Genomic DNA, 16749 nt, shown 5'->3' with positions numbered 1-16749 from the left:
ATGCTCCCCCTTTCTTAGTGGCGAAAATGCCTTATGTGAGTAAACACCATGGCAATATGATATTTATTAGCTGCATCGATGCATTCCTGATCGCGCTTTGATCCACCCGGCTGGATAATAGCACTTATGCCAGCCTGCGCTGCAACTTCCACAGAATCGCTGAAGGGGAAGAAACCATCAGAAGCCATGACGCAGCCTTCAGACTTCTCTCCTGCCTGCTTAATAGCTATCTGTGCAGCTCCCACCCGGTTTACTTGGCCACCGCCAAGGCCAACAGTCCCCTGATTCTTGACCAGCGCGATGGCGTTGGAGCTTAAATGTTTTACCACCTTCCAAGCAAAATGCATGTCCGCCATCTGCAACGGAGTGGGCTGTATTTCTGTGACAACAGTCAGCTTGTTTTCGTCCAAGTCGATAGAGTCTTTATCTTGCAGCAGCACACCGCCTTCTACCGCTTTTATGTCGTAGCCATGAATGGGTGTAAGGTCTACCTTTAACAAACGCAAGTTTTTCTTCTTTCCAAGTATGGATAAAGCTTCCTTGCTAAAGTCTGGCGCTACTATCACTTCCAGAAACTGTTTTGAGAGCTCCTCGGCAGTTTCCTGGTCCAATATGCCATTGACACCAACGATGCCGCCGTAGATAGACACAGGATCGCTTTCATAAGCCTTCATGTAAGCATCTAAAAGGCTTTCGCCTATGCCTACACCGCATGGATTAGCATGTTTTACAGCCACTGCACAGGGCATTTCTGGAAACTCCTGAAGCATTTCCACAACAGCACTCACATCGTGCAGGTTATTGAATGAAAGCTCTTTACCCTGTAATTGCTCGTAGTTTGCCAAAGCGCTACAAGCTAAAGGATCTTTGTAGAAAGCACCACGCTGATGTGGATTTTCACCGTAGCGTAAGTCTTGCACTTTCTCAAAGGGAAGCGTAATAAGCTCTGGGAAGAGATTACCTGTTTTCTGAGAAAAATAATTACTTATTATGCCATCATAAAAAGCTGTATGTCGAAATGCCTTCGCCGCCAAAGAAAAGCGCGTTTCCAAGCTAAGTGAACCGCTCATCTTTAATTCATCAATTACTTTTGCGTAATCGTTAGAGTCCACCACAACAGCGACATTTTGCCAGTTCTTTGCCGCAGCCCTTATGAGTGTTGGGCCGCCGATGTCGATATTCTCTATGGCATCATCTATAGTGCAATCGTTTTTAAGGATGGTTTCTTTGAAAGGATAAAGGTTTACCACCACCATCTCGATAGGTTCAATACCGAGCAAAGAAATCTGAGCCAAATGCTCGGGATTGCGCACATCCGCCAATATGCCTGCATGGATGTTTGGATGAAGTGTTTTCACTCGACCGTCAAGTATCTCTGGAAAACTCGTCACGTCGGAAACTTGTGTAGCGTCAATGCCATTTTCCCGCAAAAGTTTGTAGGTGCCACCCGTAGAAATAATGTCAAAACCAAGGCTTTTAAGCTCTCGAGCCAGGGACACCACGCCTTCTTTATCAGACACACTTATGAGTGCTCTTCTTTTATTGCTCATTGTCTTCCTCCTTCCTCACCTTTGCCACCTTTCGCCGGCAGTATGCGAGTACGGTTGCCTTCTATTACCACTCTACCTTCCGCTATGAGTTTTATTGCTTCAGGCAAAAGCTTATGCTCCACCTCTAAAACCTTCTCAGCAATGCGCTCCGGCGTGTCGTCATCGTCCAACTTTACAACCTCTTGAAGTATGATGGGCCCCATATCAACACCTGCATTGACAAAATGCACAGTGCAACCAGTGTATTTAACCCCACTACGGTAAACAGCTTCATGAACAGCCATGCCGTAATAACCTTTCCCACAAAAAGAAGGTAAGAGTGCCGGATGTATGTTGATAATCCTCTGAGTAAAGTGTTCAATAATGGATGGGCTCAGTATTGTCAAAAAACCAGCGAGCACGATCAAATCGGGATTAAGCATGAGCAATAGATCCAAAAGCGCTTCCTGGAAACCATCTCTTAGCACCTTCTTGGCAAGCACATACGTTGGTATGCCATGATTCTTAGCCCGTTCAAGAGCGTAAGCGTTGTCTTTATCACTTATGACCGCCTTTATCTCCACCTCTAGATAGCCGCTTTCTACTGCATCAATGATAGATTGAAGATCTGTTCCCCTGCCTGAAACCAACACAACAATGTTCATAAAAGAACAACCTCACCACTGCCCGACACTACTTCTCCAATACGGTAAGCGCTGCATAAGTTACTCCCATTGACTCTATCCAAGAGCTCATCAACGACGGAAGGAGCGGTTATGAGAACCATACCGATGCCCATATTAAAGGTGCGGTACATTTCCATCAGATTGATAGCGCCAAGGTTCTGCACCAGGTGAAACACAGGTTGAACAGGCCAGCTACCTGTATTTATGTTTACTGCAGTGCCTTCTGGAAGAATACGCGGTACGTTTTCTAAAATGCCGCCACCAGTAATGTGAGCGGCTGCTTTTATAGGAAGGTCTTCAAGAATGTTAAAAACAGGAACGTAAATAATGGTGGGTGTGAGCAGTTCCTCACCCAAAGTTTTACCAAATTCAGGTACGTAGTCATCGATGCCATAGTTATGATCTTCAAAGAAAATCTTTCTTATTAAGGAATAACCGTTACTGTGCAGCCCTGAAGAGCTTAAGCCAATAACTGCATCCCCCACGTTTACATTCTGTGGGGAGAAAAGCTTATCTTTTTCGGCAACACCAACGCAAAAACCTGCCAAATCGTACTCGCCTTTTGGGTAAAAAGAAGGCATTTCTGCGGTTTCACCACCTACCAAACTGCAATCAGACAAGGTACAACCTTTAGCTATGCCCTTAACCACGTCAACAGCAATATCCACGTTGAGCTCACCGCACGCGAAGTAATCCAAGAAAAACAATGGCTTGGCGCCAGTGGTAAGTACATCGTTAACACACATGGCGACTAAATCGATGCCCACGGTATCATGCTTACCCATCATAAAAGCAATTTTCAGTTTGGTTCCTACTCCATCAGTACCGGAAACCAAGACAGGATCACGGTAGCCTTGGAGCTGAACTAAAGAGGCGAAAGGGCCTATCCCCTCCATCACATTCTCTTTCAATGTGGCTTTCGCTAAGGGTTTAATTTTCTCAATGAATGAATCGGCTCTGTTAATGTTCACTCCAGCATCTTCATATTTCACTTCTGGTTCACCTTCACTTTTTTTCAAAGAGATATTTGTTACCTTCTTTGGGCACATCCATGGGGTAATCACCATTCAGGCATCCCGTACACAACGCTGTTGTTCCCACACTGTTTATTAAGCCTTCTAAGCTTAGAAAATGCAAACTATCTGCGCCGACCAAATTTCTTACCTCTTCCGTGGACATTTGGGCAGATATGAGTTGCTTACGTGATGGCATGTCGATGCCAAAATAACACGGCATAACAATAGGGGGCGAACTGATACGCAGATGCACTTCCTTAGCCCCAGCTTCTTTTATAAGCCTGACTAAGCGCTTCATTGTAGTGCCTCTGACTATGGAATCATCTACTAAAACGATGCTTTTGTCTTTTACTAGTTCACGAAGGACATTCAGTTTTACCCTCAAGGCAGATTCCCTCATGCTTTGTTCAGGTGCGATGAAGGTACGCCCAACGTATTTGTTCTTTATAAGTCCATCGACGCTGGGGATGCCAGATTCAACAGCATAACCACGCGCCGCAGAGTTGCCAGAATCGGGAACAGGAACAACCCAATCTGCCTTTACAGCAGATTCGCGGGCAAGCTGTCTGCCCATCTCCATGCGTGACAAGTAGACGCTCTTTCCATCTACCACACTATCAGGTCGTGCAAAGTATATGTACTCGAACACACAGTGCTTGGTAGGAACGTCTTTGTAATTTTCTTTAATGGAACGTATGCCATCCTTGCTCAAAATGACTACCTCTCCAGGCTCCACATCCCTTAAAAGGCGCGCATTTACAACGTCCAATGCGCACGATTCTGAAGAAAGCAAAAAGCCTGCTTCGTTCTTGCCTATGCAAAGTGGCCTTATGCCATTGGGGTCTCTGACCCCAACCAGCACATCGTCGAAAAGTACCAGCAGTGAATAAGAACCATGTATCCGTTTTATTGTTTCCAGCAAGGCATTTTCAAACCCTTTATCGAGGTTTTTTGCTATGAGTTGAACGATGATTTCCGTATCAGATGTTGTTTGAAAGATTCTACCTTCTTTTTCAAGTTCACTTCTAAGCTCATCAGCGTTTATAAGGTTTCCGTTGTGCGCTACGGCGATAGAATGGCCCATTAAGTGTGCTAAAAGAGGTTGCGCATTGAACAAGTTAGAAACGCCTGTGGTGGAATAGCGTACGTGTCCAATGCCCACATTCCCTTTTAACGTTTTTATGAGAGCGTTATTGAATACCTCACTGACCAAACCCATTCCCTTTTCCAAACGTGTTTCGCTGCCGTCATAGACAGCTATACCTGCACTTTCCTCGCCTCTGTGCTGAAGTGCCTGAAGGCCATAGTATATATAAACGGATACGTCTGTTTTATCTAAAGCGGCACCGAACACGCCGCAGTCTTCCGTTAGATGCCATTCATTGACCATAAGAGCCCCTGATCATAATGCCGCATACACTCTTCCAACGGCACATTTATGATTTCTCTGCCATTTATGTTTATGACAACGCTTTTACCCTCTACCGAACCCAAAACATGAGCAGGGATATTAAAAGTGGAAGCCATGCCCAGTACATCATGAAGCGCTTCCGCCTCTACGCTTAGAATGCAGCGGCTTTGCGACTCAGAAAAAAGGGCCACATCGGAACGTTCCTCAGTTTCAATGTCCGCTACAAAACCTTTTTGTCCGCCCATAGCACATTCTGCCAAACAAACAGCCAAGCCACCATCGGAAACATCGTGTGCTGATTTGATGAGGTTGCTCTTTATAAGTGTGCGCACGCAGTCTTGGAGTTCTCCTTCCATAGCCAAATCAGCTTTTGGAGGGACGCCTTTTACAAGACCGTACTGCTGCTGAATGTATTCGCTGCCTCCCATCTCTCCTTTATCTTCACCCAGTAAAACAATAATGTCGCCTTCATCTTTGAAAGAGTTGGTGCAGAACAGTGACACGTCTTCCAATAAACCGGCACATCCGATAACGGGTGTAGGATAAATAGGACCATTTTCTGTTTCGTTGTAAAGGCTTACATTACCACTTATTACAGGTATGTTCAGAGCTTCACAGGCATCTCTTATACCTTCAACACACCGTTTCATCTGCCAGTAAACTACAGGATCTTCGGGATTACCGAAATTCAAACAATCGGTGATACCTATGGGTACAGCCCCTACCATGCTTAAATTGCGTGCAGCTTCTACAACAGCATCTTTGGCTCCCTCATATGGATCTAAGAAACAATATATGCTGTTGCAATCAGTGGTAAACGCCACAGCTTGCTTTTTACCCTTTATGCGCACCAACGCCGCATCCATACCGGGCTTAATTACGGTGTCCGTCCGAACCGTGTGGTCAAACTGCTGGTAAATCCACGATTTAGAAGCCACATTGGGCGCGCTCAGAACGCTGAGAAATGCTGCATTGAAGTCCTCAGGCAGTGCTAAAGAAGGTATTTCAAGCACTCTTAATTGCTCTAAATTTTTAGGCGGCACGCCTTCACGTACATACTGTGGAGCACCATCTGCCAAGAGATGTGCAGGCACTTCAGCAACCATGTGGCCATGCTGGTAGATGCGCATCATCTGATCATCGGTTATGTGCCCCATAACTTCTGCCCTCAACCCCCATTTTTTCATGATTTGTTTTACTATATCTTCTTTGCCTTTTTCCACTACAAGTAACATGCGTTCCTGCGATTCAGAAATAAGAATTTCAAAGGGCGTCATGGCTTCAGCTCTCAAAGGTACTTTGTCTAAGTCAAGTTCCATGCCCACATTACCGTGTGAAGCCATCTCAGAAGCTGAAGAAGTAATACCTGCAGCGCCCATATCTTGAACAGCCACTACGTATCCTGTTTCATAAGCTTCTAAACACGCTTCTATGAGCAGCTTTTCTAAGAAAGGGTCACCTACTTGAACTGAAGGCAATTTTTCTTCTGCATTCTCTCCGAGCTCTTGTGAAGCAAAACTGGCTCCGCCTATACCATCTCTTCCAGTCGTTGCGCCTACAATCAGGACAGGATTACCTATGCCGCTTGCTTTCCCTGTTTGAAGCTTGCTTATGTCTGCAATACCCGCGCATAGTGCATTCACTAAGGGGCTACGTTGATAGCAATTAGCAAAATAAGTTTCGCCACCCACAGTGGGCACGCCTATACAGTTGCCATAATCGCTTATGCCAGCAACGATCTGCTCAAAAAGGTAATTTGTGCGGTCTGTATTCAAGGGACCAAAACGCAGTGAATCCAGGAGTACCACAGGGCGTGCGCCCATAGCAAAGATATCTCTGACAATGCCACCTACACCGGTAGCGGCTCCCTGATAAGGCTCCACTGCTGAAGGATGGTTATGGCTTTCAATTTTCATCACCAAAGCCAAGCCATCTCCTATATCTAAAACGCCTGCATTTTCACCGGGCCCCTGCATAACATTGGGGCCTTTGCTGGGCAGCAGTTTAAGCAGCGGCTTAGAGTTCTTATAGGCACAGTGCTCTGACCACATTACACTGAACATACCGAGCTCCGTAATATTGGGCTCTCTACCGAGCCCTTTGATAATCTCCTGGTACTCGCTATCGGTTAAGCCTAATATCTTCCATGGAGACTGCTGATTTTCCATTTTACTGCCCTCTCTTTGTCAGGTAATCGAGAACTGAACCAAAGATGTACATACCATCGGTATTTCCAAGCATGGAATCACAGGCACGTTCTGGATGAGGCATCATACCCAACACGTTGCCCTCCTTGCTGATGATGGCTGCAATACCTTGTACAGAGCCGTTTACGTCTTCGTCATAGCGAAGCAGTATCTGTTCATTCCTGTTCAGTTCTTCAAGTACGGCATCGCTTGCGTAGTAATTTCCGTCTTTGTGCGCTATAGGCAAAGATATCCTCTGTCCCACACGTAAGCGTGATGTGAAAGGAGCACAGACTTTTTCAACTTTGAGTGTTACATGTTTGCATATGAACTTCAGGTTTTTGTTACGCATCAACGCACCTGGCAAAAGGCCAAGTTCTGTTAGTATCTGAAAGCCATTGCATATACCAATGATGAGTTTACCTTTTTCTGCTTCTTTGACCAAGTTTTGCACAGCCGGTGAAAAACGCGCCAATGCTCCAGGGCGTAAATAATCACCATAGGAAAAACCACCAGGTATCATGAGTACATCGTATCTATCTAAGTTATTCTCTTCATGCCAAACATACTCGGCATCCTGCTCAAGATAATCTCTAACAGCATAAAAGCAGTCAGAATCACAGTTAGAACCGGGAAGAACGATAATACCAAACTTTTTCATGCTTCTAATCCTCTACAATATCGAATGAAAAATCTTCTATGACAGGGTTACTAAGAACTTTTTTTGAAATTTCTTCTACCACAGCGTTTATATCATTTTCAGAATTGTTTTCCAGCGTGAGAACAATATACTTGCCTACTCTAACATCCATAACATTCTTGTAACCCAGCGTGTGAAGAGCGTTTTTTACAGCTTCACCTTGAGGGTCCAAAATATCCTTCTTTAAAGTAACGTAAACGTTGGCATGTGCCATATTAGAGGCACCCCAAACGACGTGCGACTTCAATGTATGCTTCCTCTACATTCCCCATATCACGTCTAAACCTGTCTTTATCGAGTTTTTCCATGGTAGTGCGATCCCAAAAACGGCATGTATCGGGAGAAATTTCATCAGCCAGGACGATATCTCCTTCAGGCGTTTTGCCAAACTCCAGCTTAAAATCCACGAGGATGATGTTCTTTTCCCAAAGGTAAGAAGATAGAATGTCGTTGATCTTAAAAGCCTGCTGAGTAAGTGTGCTTATCTCATCTTTTGTTGCTAAATGCAAAGCTAATATGTGGTAATCATTAACCATGGGGTCCCCAAGTTCATCACTCTTGTAAGAGAACTCCAAAATCGGTGTGTCAAACTTTATACCTTCTTCAAGACCCAGCCGTTTACTTACACTTCCAGCCGAATAGTTTCTCACAATAACTTCCAGCGGAATTATGTCAACCTTTTTTACGAGCATTTCATTAGGAGAAAGCAACTTTATAAAATGTGTGGGGATTCCTTTTTGTTCAAGTAGCTCAAAGAATACAGCAGATACTTTATTGTTTATGGTGCCTTTCCCTTGTATGATGCCTTTCTTTTTTCCATCAAAAGCCGTTGCTTCATCTTTATATTCGATGATGTAGTAATGGGGGTCATCGGTCTTGAAAACTTTCTTTGCTTTACCTTCATAAACCTGCTCTAATTTGTCCATTGGAAACCTCCTTAACTTTTGATAGCCGCGATTCGATCCTCCTCTTAACCTTGGAGTACGTCCTCCGCCATACGATGGCGGTAGTCTTTAAGAGCTTCTTTTAGCCCTTCATCCTTTAAAGCAAGAATCTGGCATGCAAGAAGTGCCGCATTCTCCGCTTCGTTTATGCCCACAGTAGCTACGGGCACACCTTTAGGCATCTGTACCATAGACAAAAGAGAATCTAAACCGCCCAGAGCAGGTGATTTTATGGGGAGACCGATAACCGGGAGAAGTGTGTAAGCGGCAATAACGCCGGGAAGATGAGCGGCTTTCCCAGCAGCAGCTATGATTACATCATAATGTTCTTCAGAATCAATAGCAAACTGCTGTGTTTCAAATGGGGTTCTGTGTGCAGACAGTACTTTCATGTCCCATGGTACGTGGAGCTCGTCGAGGGTAGATGTGCATTTTTCCAAAATAGGTAGGTCAGACTTGCTTCCGACAATGATGGCTACTTTACCAATAACACTATTATCAATAGTAGACATGGTAAAAACCTCCCAATGTGGGGAAATGATGAAACATATTACTCATTATATAGCCAATTTGTGATAACTCAATATGGTCCCACAGAAGAATTTCATATAGCCCTTACATATGCACTGATTTATAATGAATTAGATGCCTAACAAGAAACCGACACTTACCGGTTACTTTTATCTGATAGCAACGACTTTTTTCTGGGGAACCACTTTTGTTTTTTCAAAAACTATGCTCGGCTATCTTGATCCTTTCTCATACCTTTTTTGGAGGTATTTCATTGCCTTCTTACCTTTAATCCCATTCTTGCGGCTGGATAAGAAAGCTATTTTGGATGGCTTTTGGCTCAGTATAACGAATGCAATTGCACTCATAACACAGTTTATTGCCCTGACGACGATAAATGCCTCCACAGCAGCATTTATCGTAAGTTTGAGCATACCGCTAACGCCAGCGCTGGAAATGATTTGGCTCGAAAAAAAACAGAGTGCTACAGTGACCTTTGGACAAGTTCTATCCGTAGTAGGTTTCTTAGCATTGAGCTATCTACCAGGAGAACGCTTCACTATTTCCGTTGGGGCATTTCTCATGCTTATAAGTGCACTGGCATATACCATTCAGTTTGTACTCATACCGAAGATGAATATTCACAGCCAGCTCAATACGTCTGCCTACATGATAGGTTTTACAGCTTTATGGTCCCTGCCTTTTACCAGAATGTTTGCCATACCGCGCCCGGCTTTGTCTCCACTCCTTTATTTAGCACTTGTTGCCACGACACTTACCATTTGGCTACAATTACAAGGGCAAAAAGATGTCAGTGCTACAACGGCAGCCTACATATTTGCGTTCGAACCCATTTTTGCATATGTATTTGCTCATATAGTCAGAGGAGAAAACCTAACATCGTTTGGAAACGTAGGGGCTTTTCTCATATTTTTGAGTGCTTTTCTTGTGCAATATGGTGAGTACAGAACCAACCGTGCTGCGCTGTATGCAAGTGCTTCAGAAATAGAACCAAAGAATGAAGAACAGCAACCGTAAGAACGTCTGCTGTTTCCAATGAGATTCCCTCACTTTCTGAGCTATAATTACCTCTGACTTATAAGAAAGGAGAGATGCATATGCCATTTATTCAATTCGATGGCCCTCAGATGGACAAAGCCAAAAAGGCTGAGTTAGCCTCAAAATTGACACAAGCAGCTCACGAAGTTCTTGGCATACCTGAGCAGGCTTTTAGCGTTATTATTCGCGAGAATAGTATGGAAAATATAGCCCAGGGTGGAAAATTGCTATCAGATTTGCACAAGTAGAAAAGAAGAAGGCGGCTAAAAAGCCGCCTTCTTCTTAAGACACAAAAAACCTGTTAAAAATAAGACATGCAATAATGTGGAAAACATGGATGAAGAAAAGCCATGCTGGTTCAGAAAAGCAAACACTGAACCAGCATGGCTAAAAGCACTTACACCAAAGGATAATTGTAGAGTTCATAATAGCTGTCAGAAATAGGATCGTAAAGAAGCTTATTTTCTTTTTTCTCTACACTACCATTTTTATTTTCTTTCATTTTGAGCACCTCCTTAATGTGTTTATCCTATAGTAGTACTTCTTAAAGCATAAGTATTTAAGAAAGTGTCACACATTGGTCAAATTGCTGTTAAGCAGTCAAGATAATAAGAAGAGGTCATCTTCTGTAGGAAAATGACCTCTTCTTAGAGGTTTTATGGATCTTTTTATCAACGTGACAGAATCATTAGCGTGTTGCTCAATTTCCGCGTTGGCGTGGTTAAGAATTGTCCATTTGCGTAAAGGCTAGTACTAGCGCCACCATCCAAATTCATAGCGTTGTAAGCGCCCAAATTTTGCATTATAACAGCAAAATCCTGCATAGTACATTTACTCACCGTGACCAGTAAGAGTTCATTATCCTGGGTAATACCTAATCCGCTTCTGGGCAAAGGCTGACCTGTGATTTTAGGAATATCTAACAGTTCAGCAGCAGGGTTAAGCGTTATTTGGCCGTTAGTTAAAAGACGTGGACCTGCACTTAAGGCACCCCATATGGTTCCTTGTTTCCAGATGTCGGGTTGAGAGCTGTTCTGTACATCATAGATATCTCTGTAATACAGCTTCGTGCCAACGACAAAACGGTCCTGGTATTTTACTTCCGTACCGCCTAGATGAATAATGTAACCATCGGGAGGGATAGGAACGTTTGTTCCTGTAAGTTGCTGCGTCACAACACCATTTTGAACAACAACATTAATGCCATCTACGCCAAGGCGTGTTGTAGCTCCTCTCAGAGGAGTGAATACTCTTATGGAGTTGACACCCCATAGGGCTCTGTTTATGGTACCGATGTACCAACCCTGTGTGTAAAGGCGTTCCAACTCAGGGTTAGGAATGTACGTGTATTCTCCATGCAAAGACATTTTTACGTTTGCAATATCAACTTTATTGTCTTCAGTAAAAGCAAAGGTCGTGGCATATTTCTCCGGAGTGCCCAAATGTTCGATTCTACCGTTTATTACTAAATCAGCAGCGGGTTCCATAGGCAAAGTTATGTCCGATACCTGGAAAAACGTAGCATTAATGGCTGCCAAAGGATTCATTCGCTTTACCATGCTGTCGAAAGGTTCCAGTAAGCCTATTTGATCTTGACCATTGACGATCTGCAATTTTATAGAGGGATCGTTAAGAGACACCTTGACCACGTTGACTGTAGCTGTTCCCGTACTGACTTGCATAATGACGGTAGATGTTTGCACACCGCTTATGATGTAGACTGAGTTATTATTTCCATCCCACTGCACCTGCTTACCCAAACCTTCACTGACGAAACGGAGTGGAACATATGTTCGATTGTTGTAAATAAATGGCGGTACATCCAGTTGTTGAGCTTGACCATTTACGCCAGCATAGTTAAACCCAATCTTTAAGCTAATTAATGCAGATCCGTTTTTAATGTTAACAATCTGGTTTGCCTCATCCCAATCAACTTGGGCTCCAAGATATTCTGCAACGTAACGGATAGGAACATAAATACGGCCAGCTTTGTTTAGCGGTGGGCTGTCTAATGCAACCTTTTGTCCACCAACGTAGATAGCCACTTCTTTGTTACCGCCGCTCTTACCAAAAGCTGCCGGTGGCAAAGTCATGGAAACCAATAAACCGAACACAAGTAACACGTTAACAAGCTTAAAAAAACGCTTGCTACGCATGGCAACACCTCCTCTGACCGCATGAGCAAAAAAGCAGCACATACGATATGAATTTCGTTCTTTAAACCCATTGTACACAAGAAAAAGTTGAGGAGTGCACTTTTTCCGGAGGTATTTTTTAACTTACAATGACGTTATAAAAAGTGCTACATCTAACACCGTTACCGTAAGGCCTATTGCCCACAGCAAAGCCTTTTCTCTCGGTGAGTTGGCGTATTTGCCCATGACCTTCTTAGATGACGTTAGGTAAATCAGTGTAAAGATGGTAATAGGAAGTTGGATGCTCAGCAGCATTTGAGAATAGATAAGCCCTTGGAATGGAGACGTTATAAACAATATGATTACGGTAGCGGGTATTAAAGCTATTAGAACCCCCATTCGGCTATGGCTATCAGCTACATCATAAGGTTCTGCGAAGATGCCAGCGAATATGCTTCCACTTGCCATCCCGGCTGTAACGCTCGAGGATAGACCTGCAAACAGTAACGCTAGTGCGAAAACAACTGAAGCTGCGTTGCCCAAAAGTGGCTTAAGCATTGTCTGAGCTTGCGACAGATCGGTTACTACTTGACCGTTCATGTAGAATGTAGCGGCAGCTAAGAGAATCATGGCGCTGTTTATGGCCCAACCAACGCTCATGGAAAACAACGTATCCAGAAACTCATAGTTCAGCTGCTTTTTTATAACTTCATCATCTTCTAAATTCCATTGACGGCTTTGAATGATTTCAGAATGTAAGAACAGATTATGAGGCATGACAACGGCGCCAAGCACACTCATTATGATAGGCATAGCATTAGAAGGAAATGATGGCTTGAACCAACTAATAGCAGCTATAGGCCAGTTAATATGCACTAAAGCAATTTCAAAAATGAAAGAAAGGCCGATGAGTGAAACAAAACCTATGATGATACGTTCAATGCGCTTGTAAGAATTCGTTAAAACCAAGAAAACCACTACTACCAGAATCAGCAATGCGCTTATCTTTAGCGGAATGTGGAAGAGCATGTTTAAAGCGATGGCGCCACCAAGTATTTCAGCCATAGCAGTAGAAATGGACGCGGCTACGGCAGAAAGCAAGATAATATTCTTGAGTAAAGGATTCATATAAGCCGTGGCTGCCTCTGAAAGGCATTGCCCCGTCACAATGCCTAAGTGAGCTGCATTGTGTTGGAGTACGATGAGCATAAATGTTGAAAGTGTTACCATCCACAGCAAGGAATAGCCGTAAGTTGAGCCAGCGGCTATGTTAGAAGCCCAGTTACCCGGATCGATAAAACCCACAGTAACTAAAAAACCCGGGCCAATATATTTCAGTATGTCCAGAGCGCTAAGCCGAGGATGGTGCTGTCTATCAGATTTGCTGTCCATCATGAGAATACCTTAGTAAAATGATACCTGCAAGCAATACATATTGCAACACGAGATCATGATTGTGCGAGATACGTCAGCAGTTGTTCTTTTAGGGCAGTATCTGTTTCAGAAACTATTAGTCGCTTGTTTTCACCGTTCCAATAACGCCTGAATTGTAAGCTACCCCTGATAGGGCCCTTCTTTATCACGCGAAGAGCTTCCTCTATATAGGTGTGGTTTATCCTGTAAGCTTCTTCAAAAAGCTCTTTTGATTCTCGCTTTTCCACACTGAGTTTGAGGAGCATCTTTTGATTTTCTACGATCAGAGGATAAAGTTTAGTAATATTAGCCATATAGTCGCTAAGCGCAGTACGGAACAGTAAATTGTTATGTTTCCATCTGCTTATACCTTTTTGAAGCTGTTTATCTTCTTCCTCACCGCACGTTACGTTAAAAGTGAGCGGTTTGAACAGTTGAATTTCCGGATCAGGGCCTTCTGTACACCAAATGACTTTTCTCTCATAATCATAAACAAGCGAAGCCGTTGTTTGAGAGCTGATCAAACCTCCTGCTATGAGGTTGATATTTGACATAGAAGATACTTTCCCCATTGTTCTGTTTTGTAGCACTGCCATAACGTTTACGATGTTGGGAACCAAGTCCTTTAAAAGGATACGGCCGTGCTTTTCGCGGTTATAAGCGCCCGAAAAGTGCGTTACTAATGGGTTAATAAAGTGTTTCTGAAAATTGTCTACCTTTCCTTTCAATTCAGGAGAAATCTCTGTAAAATCCGCATCTATGGAGAGTTTGTTACTTACATTGTAACTACTATCAAGTCTCTTAAATGCGTAGTACTTACCAACCGTATCTAAAACATAACCTTCGTTGCGGTCAGCTATCAGATAACTATTAGCGTAATAGAGAGGGTGTTCGAAGCCGCCATTGCCGCCTTGACCATAGTGAAGCGTATTCTGGATAATAATCTCCAATGCTTCTCGCGCTGAAGAGGCTTGTTCCAGCGCTATTCTAAGGTGATCCATGCCAAGCACACCTGTTTTTTGAGCGCTGACCTTATTAAAAGTGGCTTCATTGCCAATACAAACTTCTTTACTATTCACACCCATCTCAGCGCCCCATATCCAGCTCGGTTTGGAGAGCCACACGTTGTTTTTCACGGTATAAGGTGGAAGTGTGACATACGTGCCCGGCTTACTTAAAGAGCCCGCAGGAATGTAAACCATGCATTGCGGTTCATTAGGATCTCGGTCACTGTTTTTAGCGAAAAACGCTGTCCCGCCAGAGTTCTTAGACGATTTTACATAAAAGGTGTCACACATACGCCGCGCCCACCTCCTGATGGATAAATTCTAACGCAAACATGAGAATAAAAAGAAAAGGGCGCCTTTTTATGCGCCCTTTTCTTTTGAAAACAGAACTATTTACATTTACACCTTATGGGTAAAGCGATAAAGTGGCCGTTGATCATAGTGGGTATGTAAAAGATGATGAGACTGTTCACTCAAAGGATGTCCTAAATACTCCGCATAAATCTGTTTTATGGCAGGGTTCTCGTGTGACTTCCTGAGCGGTAAATTCTCATCTGCTTTATAAATGGCGGAAGCTCTTAGTTTCCTCACTTCCTGCATCTCATTGGGATGATGAATGGGTTGTCCGCCACCTGTAATACATCCACCAGGGCACCCCATCACTTCAATGAAATGGTATTCTGCTTCACCACTTCTTATTTTATCAAGGAGTTTCCGAGCGTTACCTGTTCCATTAACGATGGCCAGTTTTAGTTCCATGCCATCCAATGTAACGGAAGCCTCGCGCACACCTTCTAAGCCTCTGACTTCTTCGAAATTGATTTTATCCAAGGGCCTACCTTCTACCAGTTCACTTACCGTTCGCAGCGCAGCTTCCATGACTCCACCGGTAGCACCAAATATGACAGCAGCACCAGTAGACATACCCAGTGGCTGATCAAAATCTTCATCAGGCAGATTAACAAAGTCGATGCCGGCTTCTTTTATCATACGTGCCAGTTCCCGCGTAGTCAAAACAGCGTCTACGTCTTGCAAACCATCATGCATGTTTTCTGGGCGTTCGATTTCTACTTTCTTAGCCGTGCAAGGCATCACTGAAACTACAAACACATCTTCGGGATTCCAACCCATCTTTTGCGCATAGTAGCTCTTTATAACAGCACCCAACATCATATGCGGAGATTTGCAAGAAGAAAGATTTTCTAAGAAATCAGGATAATATTTCTCACAGAAGTTTATCCATCCTGGGCTGCAAGAAGTTATCATGGGTAGTTTGCCGCCATATTTCAACCGTTCGATAAGTTCAGAACCTTCTTCCATTATGGTCAAATCAGCACCAAAATCTGTATCAAATACCACATCGAAACCCAAGCGTCGAAGAGCTGCTGCCATTTTGCCCGTCACAATAGTGCCCACGGGCATGCCGAATTCTTCACCCAAGGCAACCCTTACAGCTGGGGCTGTTTGAACCACAACATGTTTCTTCTTGTCAGCTATGGCATCGTAGACCCTGCTAATGTGATCCTTTTCATATAACGCACCGGTGGGGCATACAGTTATGCATTGCCCGCAGCTTATGCAAGGTGAATCGTTTAAGCTGAGATAAAAAGGCGAAGAGACCAGGGTTTTTATGCCTCTGTTCACTGCGCCTATGGCAAACACGTTCTGCACGTTTTGGCATTCAGAGATGCAACGGCGGCACAACACGCATTTGTTGGGATTCCTTACAATGGCTGGAGAAACGTTGTCTAAAGGATAATCAATGTTTTCTCCTTGGAACTCTATTTCACTTACTCCAAACCTATTTGCCAGATTTTGAAGTTCGCAGTTAGTGTTTCTTACACAGGTCAAACAGCTTCTATCATGGTTCGAAAGTATGAGCTCCAAGTTAACTTTTCGAGCTTGTCTGACTCTTGGGGTATTAGTATGTATTTTCATGCCGTTAGCAACAGGATAAATGCATGATGCCGCCAGCGCTTTTGCTCCTTCTATCTCTACTACGCAGAGCCTACAAGAACCAATTTCGTTCAGCCCTTCAGCATAGCAAAGTGTCGGTATATCAATGCCGGCTTCCCTGCAAGCCTGCAGTACGGTGTAGTTAGCCGGGACTTCTACGGTAACACCGTCGATGGTTACGGTAACTTTGTCCATCT

General features: G+C 43.7%; 15 protein-coding genes. 2 read left to right on the top strand and 13 right to left on the bottom strand.

Annotated features, from left to right (window positions below; all coding sequences use genetic code 11):
- Nucleotides 1–14: 14 nt before the first annotated feature.
- From purH to purE, 9 genes are read right to left on the bottom strand one after another with little or no spacing between them, the layout of a single operon-like run.
- Nucleotides 15–1550: a bifunctional phosphoribosylaminoimidazolecarboxamide formyltransferase/IMP cyclohydrolase gene (purH, locus tag D890_RS0100375; RefSeq protein ID WP_018962544.1), complete on the bottom strand. Its 1536-nt coding sequence runs from the start codon at nt 1548–1550 to the stop codon at nt 15–17.
- A complete protein-coding gene (gene purN / locus D890_RS0100370; RefSeq protein WP_018962543.1) occupies nt 1547–2194 on the bottom strand; it encodes a phosphoribosylglycinamide formyltransferase in 648 nt (215 codons plus the stop codon). The genes purH and purN overlap by 4 nt, the downstream gene beginning before the upstream one ends.
- Nucleotides 2191–3207, bottom strand: coding sequence for a phosphoribosylformylglycinamidine cyclo-ligase (gene purM, locus D890_RS0100365; RefSeq protein ID WP_026291258.1), 1017 nt, complete (start codon nt 3205–3207; stop codon nt 2191–2193). The genes purN and purM overlap by 4 nt, the downstream gene beginning before the upstream one ends.
- 13 nt (nt 3208–3220) lie before the next feature.
- Nucleotides 3221–4621 (bottom strand): amidophosphoribosyltransferase, encoded by a 1401-nt coding sequence (purF, locus tag D890_RS0100360; protein ID WP_018962541.1) that lies wholly within the window; start codon nt 4619–4621, stop codon nt 3221–3223.
- Entirely contained in the window at nt 4600–6810 is a 2211-nt protein-coding gene (gene purL / locus D890_RS0100355; protein ID WP_018962540.1) for a phosphoribosylformylglycinamidine synthase subunit PurL, read from the bottom strand. Before purL ends, purF begins: the two co-directional genes overlap by 22 nt.
- Nucleotide 6811: 1 nt before the next feature.
- Complete coding sequence (purQ, locus tag D890_RS0100350) at nt 6812–7489, bottom strand: phosphoribosylformylglycinamidine synthase subunit PurQ (RefSeq protein ID WP_018962539.1); 678 nt, start codon at nt 7487–7489, stop codon at nt 6812–6814.
- Nucleotides 7490–7493: 4 nt separating this feature from the next.
- Entirely contained in the window at nt 7494–7742 is a 249-nt protein-coding gene (purS, locus tag D890_RS0100345; protein WP_018962538.1) for a phosphoribosylformylglycinamidine synthase subunit PurS, read from the bottom strand.
- 1 nt (nt 7743) lies between these two features.
- Nucleotides 7744–8454 carry a phosphoribosylaminoimidazolesuccinocarboxamide synthase gene (gene purC / locus D890_RS0100340; protein ID WP_018962537.1) on the bottom strand — a complete coding sequence of 237 codons (711 nt, stop codon included), beginning with the start codon at nt 8452–8454 and terminating at the stop codon, nt 7744–7746.
- Nucleotides 8455–8498: 44 nt separating this feature from the next.
- Entirely contained in the window at nt 8499–8984 is a 486-nt protein-coding gene (purE, locus tag D890_RS0100335; RefSeq protein ID WP_018962536.1) for a 5-(carboxyamino)imidazole ribonucleotide mutase, read from the bottom strand.
- Nucleotides 8985–9117: 133 nt separating this feature from the next.
- On the opposite strand from purE, the gene D890_RS0100330 reads away from it, so the two are divergent.
- The gene (locus D890_RS0100330; RefSeq protein WP_018962535.1) at nt 9118–10020 is read left to right on the top strand and encodes a DMT family transporter; all 903 of its coding nucleotides are present in this window, start codon (nt 9118–9120) and stop codon (nt 10018–10020) included.
- Between the two features lie 80 nt (nt 10021–10100).
- Entirely contained in the window at nt 10101–10289 is a 189-nt protein-coding gene (dmpI, locus tag D890_RS0100325) for a 4-oxalocrotonate tautomerase DmpI (protein WP_018962534.1), read from the top strand.
- 423 nt (nt 10290–10712) lie between these two features.
- Here the strand turns inward: dmpI and D890_RS0100315 are convergent, their stop codons facing one another.
- The 4 genes from D890_RS0100315 to D890_RS0100300 form a co-directional block, all read right to left on the bottom strand.
- Nucleotides 10713–12197, bottom strand: a complete 1485-nt coding sequence (locus tag D890_RS0100315) for a stalk domain-containing protein (protein ID WP_018962532.1) — start codon at nt 12195–12197, stop codon at nt 10713–10715.
- Nucleotides 12198–12320: 123 nt separating this feature from the next.
- A complete protein-coding gene (locus tag D890_RS0100310; protein ID WP_018962531.1) occupies nt 12321–13571 on the bottom strand; it encodes an Nramp family divalent metal transporter in 1251 nt (416 codons plus the stop codon).
- 53 nt (nt 13572–13624) lie between these two features.
- A complete protein-coding gene (locus tag D890_RS0100305) occupies nt 13625–14887 on the bottom strand; it encodes an Ntn hydrolase family protein (RefSeq protein ID WP_018962530.1) in 1263 nt (420 codons plus the stop codon).
- 108 nt (nt 14888–14995) lie between these two features.
- Entirely contained in the window at nt 14996–16747 is a 1752-nt protein-coding gene (locus D890_RS0100300; protein ID WP_018962529.1) for an NADH-dependent [FeFe] hydrogenase, group A6, read from the bottom strand.
- Nucleotides 16748–16749: the final 2 nt, after the last annotated feature.

The organism is Coprothermobacter platensis DSM 11748 (assembly GCF_000378005.1).
In the GTDB taxonomy this organism is placed as follows: domain Bacteria; phylum Coprothermobacterota; class Coprothermobacteria; order Coprothermobacterales; family Coprothermobacteraceae; genus Coprothermobacter; species Coprothermobacter platensis.
Note: the sequence above shows the minus strand (reverse complement) of the source record. Positions and strands in the feature narration are given on the sequence as shown.

Excerpts from the sequence above, each read along its gene's own strand:
- purH (WP_018962544.1), bottom strand. The coding sequence starts at position 1,550 with ATGAGCAATAAAAGAAGAGCACTCATAAGTGTGTCTGATAAAGAAGGC.
- purN (WP_018962543.1), bottom strand. The coding sequence starts at position 2,194 with ATGAACATTGTTGTGTTGGTTTCAGGCAGGGGAACAGATCTTCAATCT.
- purF (WP_018962541.1), bottom strand. The coding sequence starts at position 4,621 with ATGGTCAATGAATGGCATCTAACGGAAGACTGCGGCGTGTTCGGTGCC.
- purL (WP_018962540.1), bottom strand. The coding sequence starts at position 6,810 with ATGGAAAATCAGCAGTCTCCATGGAAGATATTAGGCTTAACCGATAGC.
- purQ (WP_018962539.1), bottom strand. The coding sequence starts at position 7,489 with ATGAAAAAGTTTGGTATTATCGTTCTTCCCGGTTCTAACTGTGATTCT.
- purS (WP_018962538.1), bottom strand. The coding sequence starts at position 7,742 with ATGGCACATGCCAACGTTTACGTTACTTTAAAGAAGGATATTTTGGAC.
- purC (WP_018962537.1), bottom strand. The coding sequence starts at position 8,454 with ATGGACAAATTAGAGCAGGTTTATGAAGGTAAAGCAAAGAAAGTTTTC.
- purE (WP_018962536.1), bottom strand. The coding sequence starts at position 8,984 with ATGTCTACTATTGATAATAGTGTTATTGGTAAAGTAGCCATCATTGTC.
- D890_RS0100330 (WP_018962535.1), top strand. The coding sequence starts at position 9,118 with ATGCCTAACAAGAAACCGACACTTACCGGTTACTTTTATCTGATAGCA.
- dmpI (WP_018962534.1), top strand. The coding sequence starts at position 10,101 with ATGCCATTTATTCAATTCGATGGCCCTCAGATGGACAAAGCCAAAAAG.
- D890_RS0100315 (WP_018962532.1), bottom strand. The coding sequence starts at position 12,197 with ATGCGTAGCAAGCGTTTTTTTAAGCTTGTTAACGTGTTACTTGTGTTC.
- D890_RS0100310 (WP_018962531.1), bottom strand. The coding sequence starts at position 13,571 with ATGATGGACAGCAAATCTGATAGACAGCACCATCCTCGGCTTAGCGCT.
- D890_RS0100305 (WP_018962530.1), bottom strand. The coding sequence starts at position 14,887 with ATGTGTGACACCTTTTATGTAAAATCGTCTAAGAACTCTGGCGGGACA.
- D890_RS0100300 (WP_018962529.1), bottom strand. The coding sequence starts at position 16,747 with ATGGACAAAGTTACCGTAACCATCGACGGTGTTACCGTAGAAGTCCCG.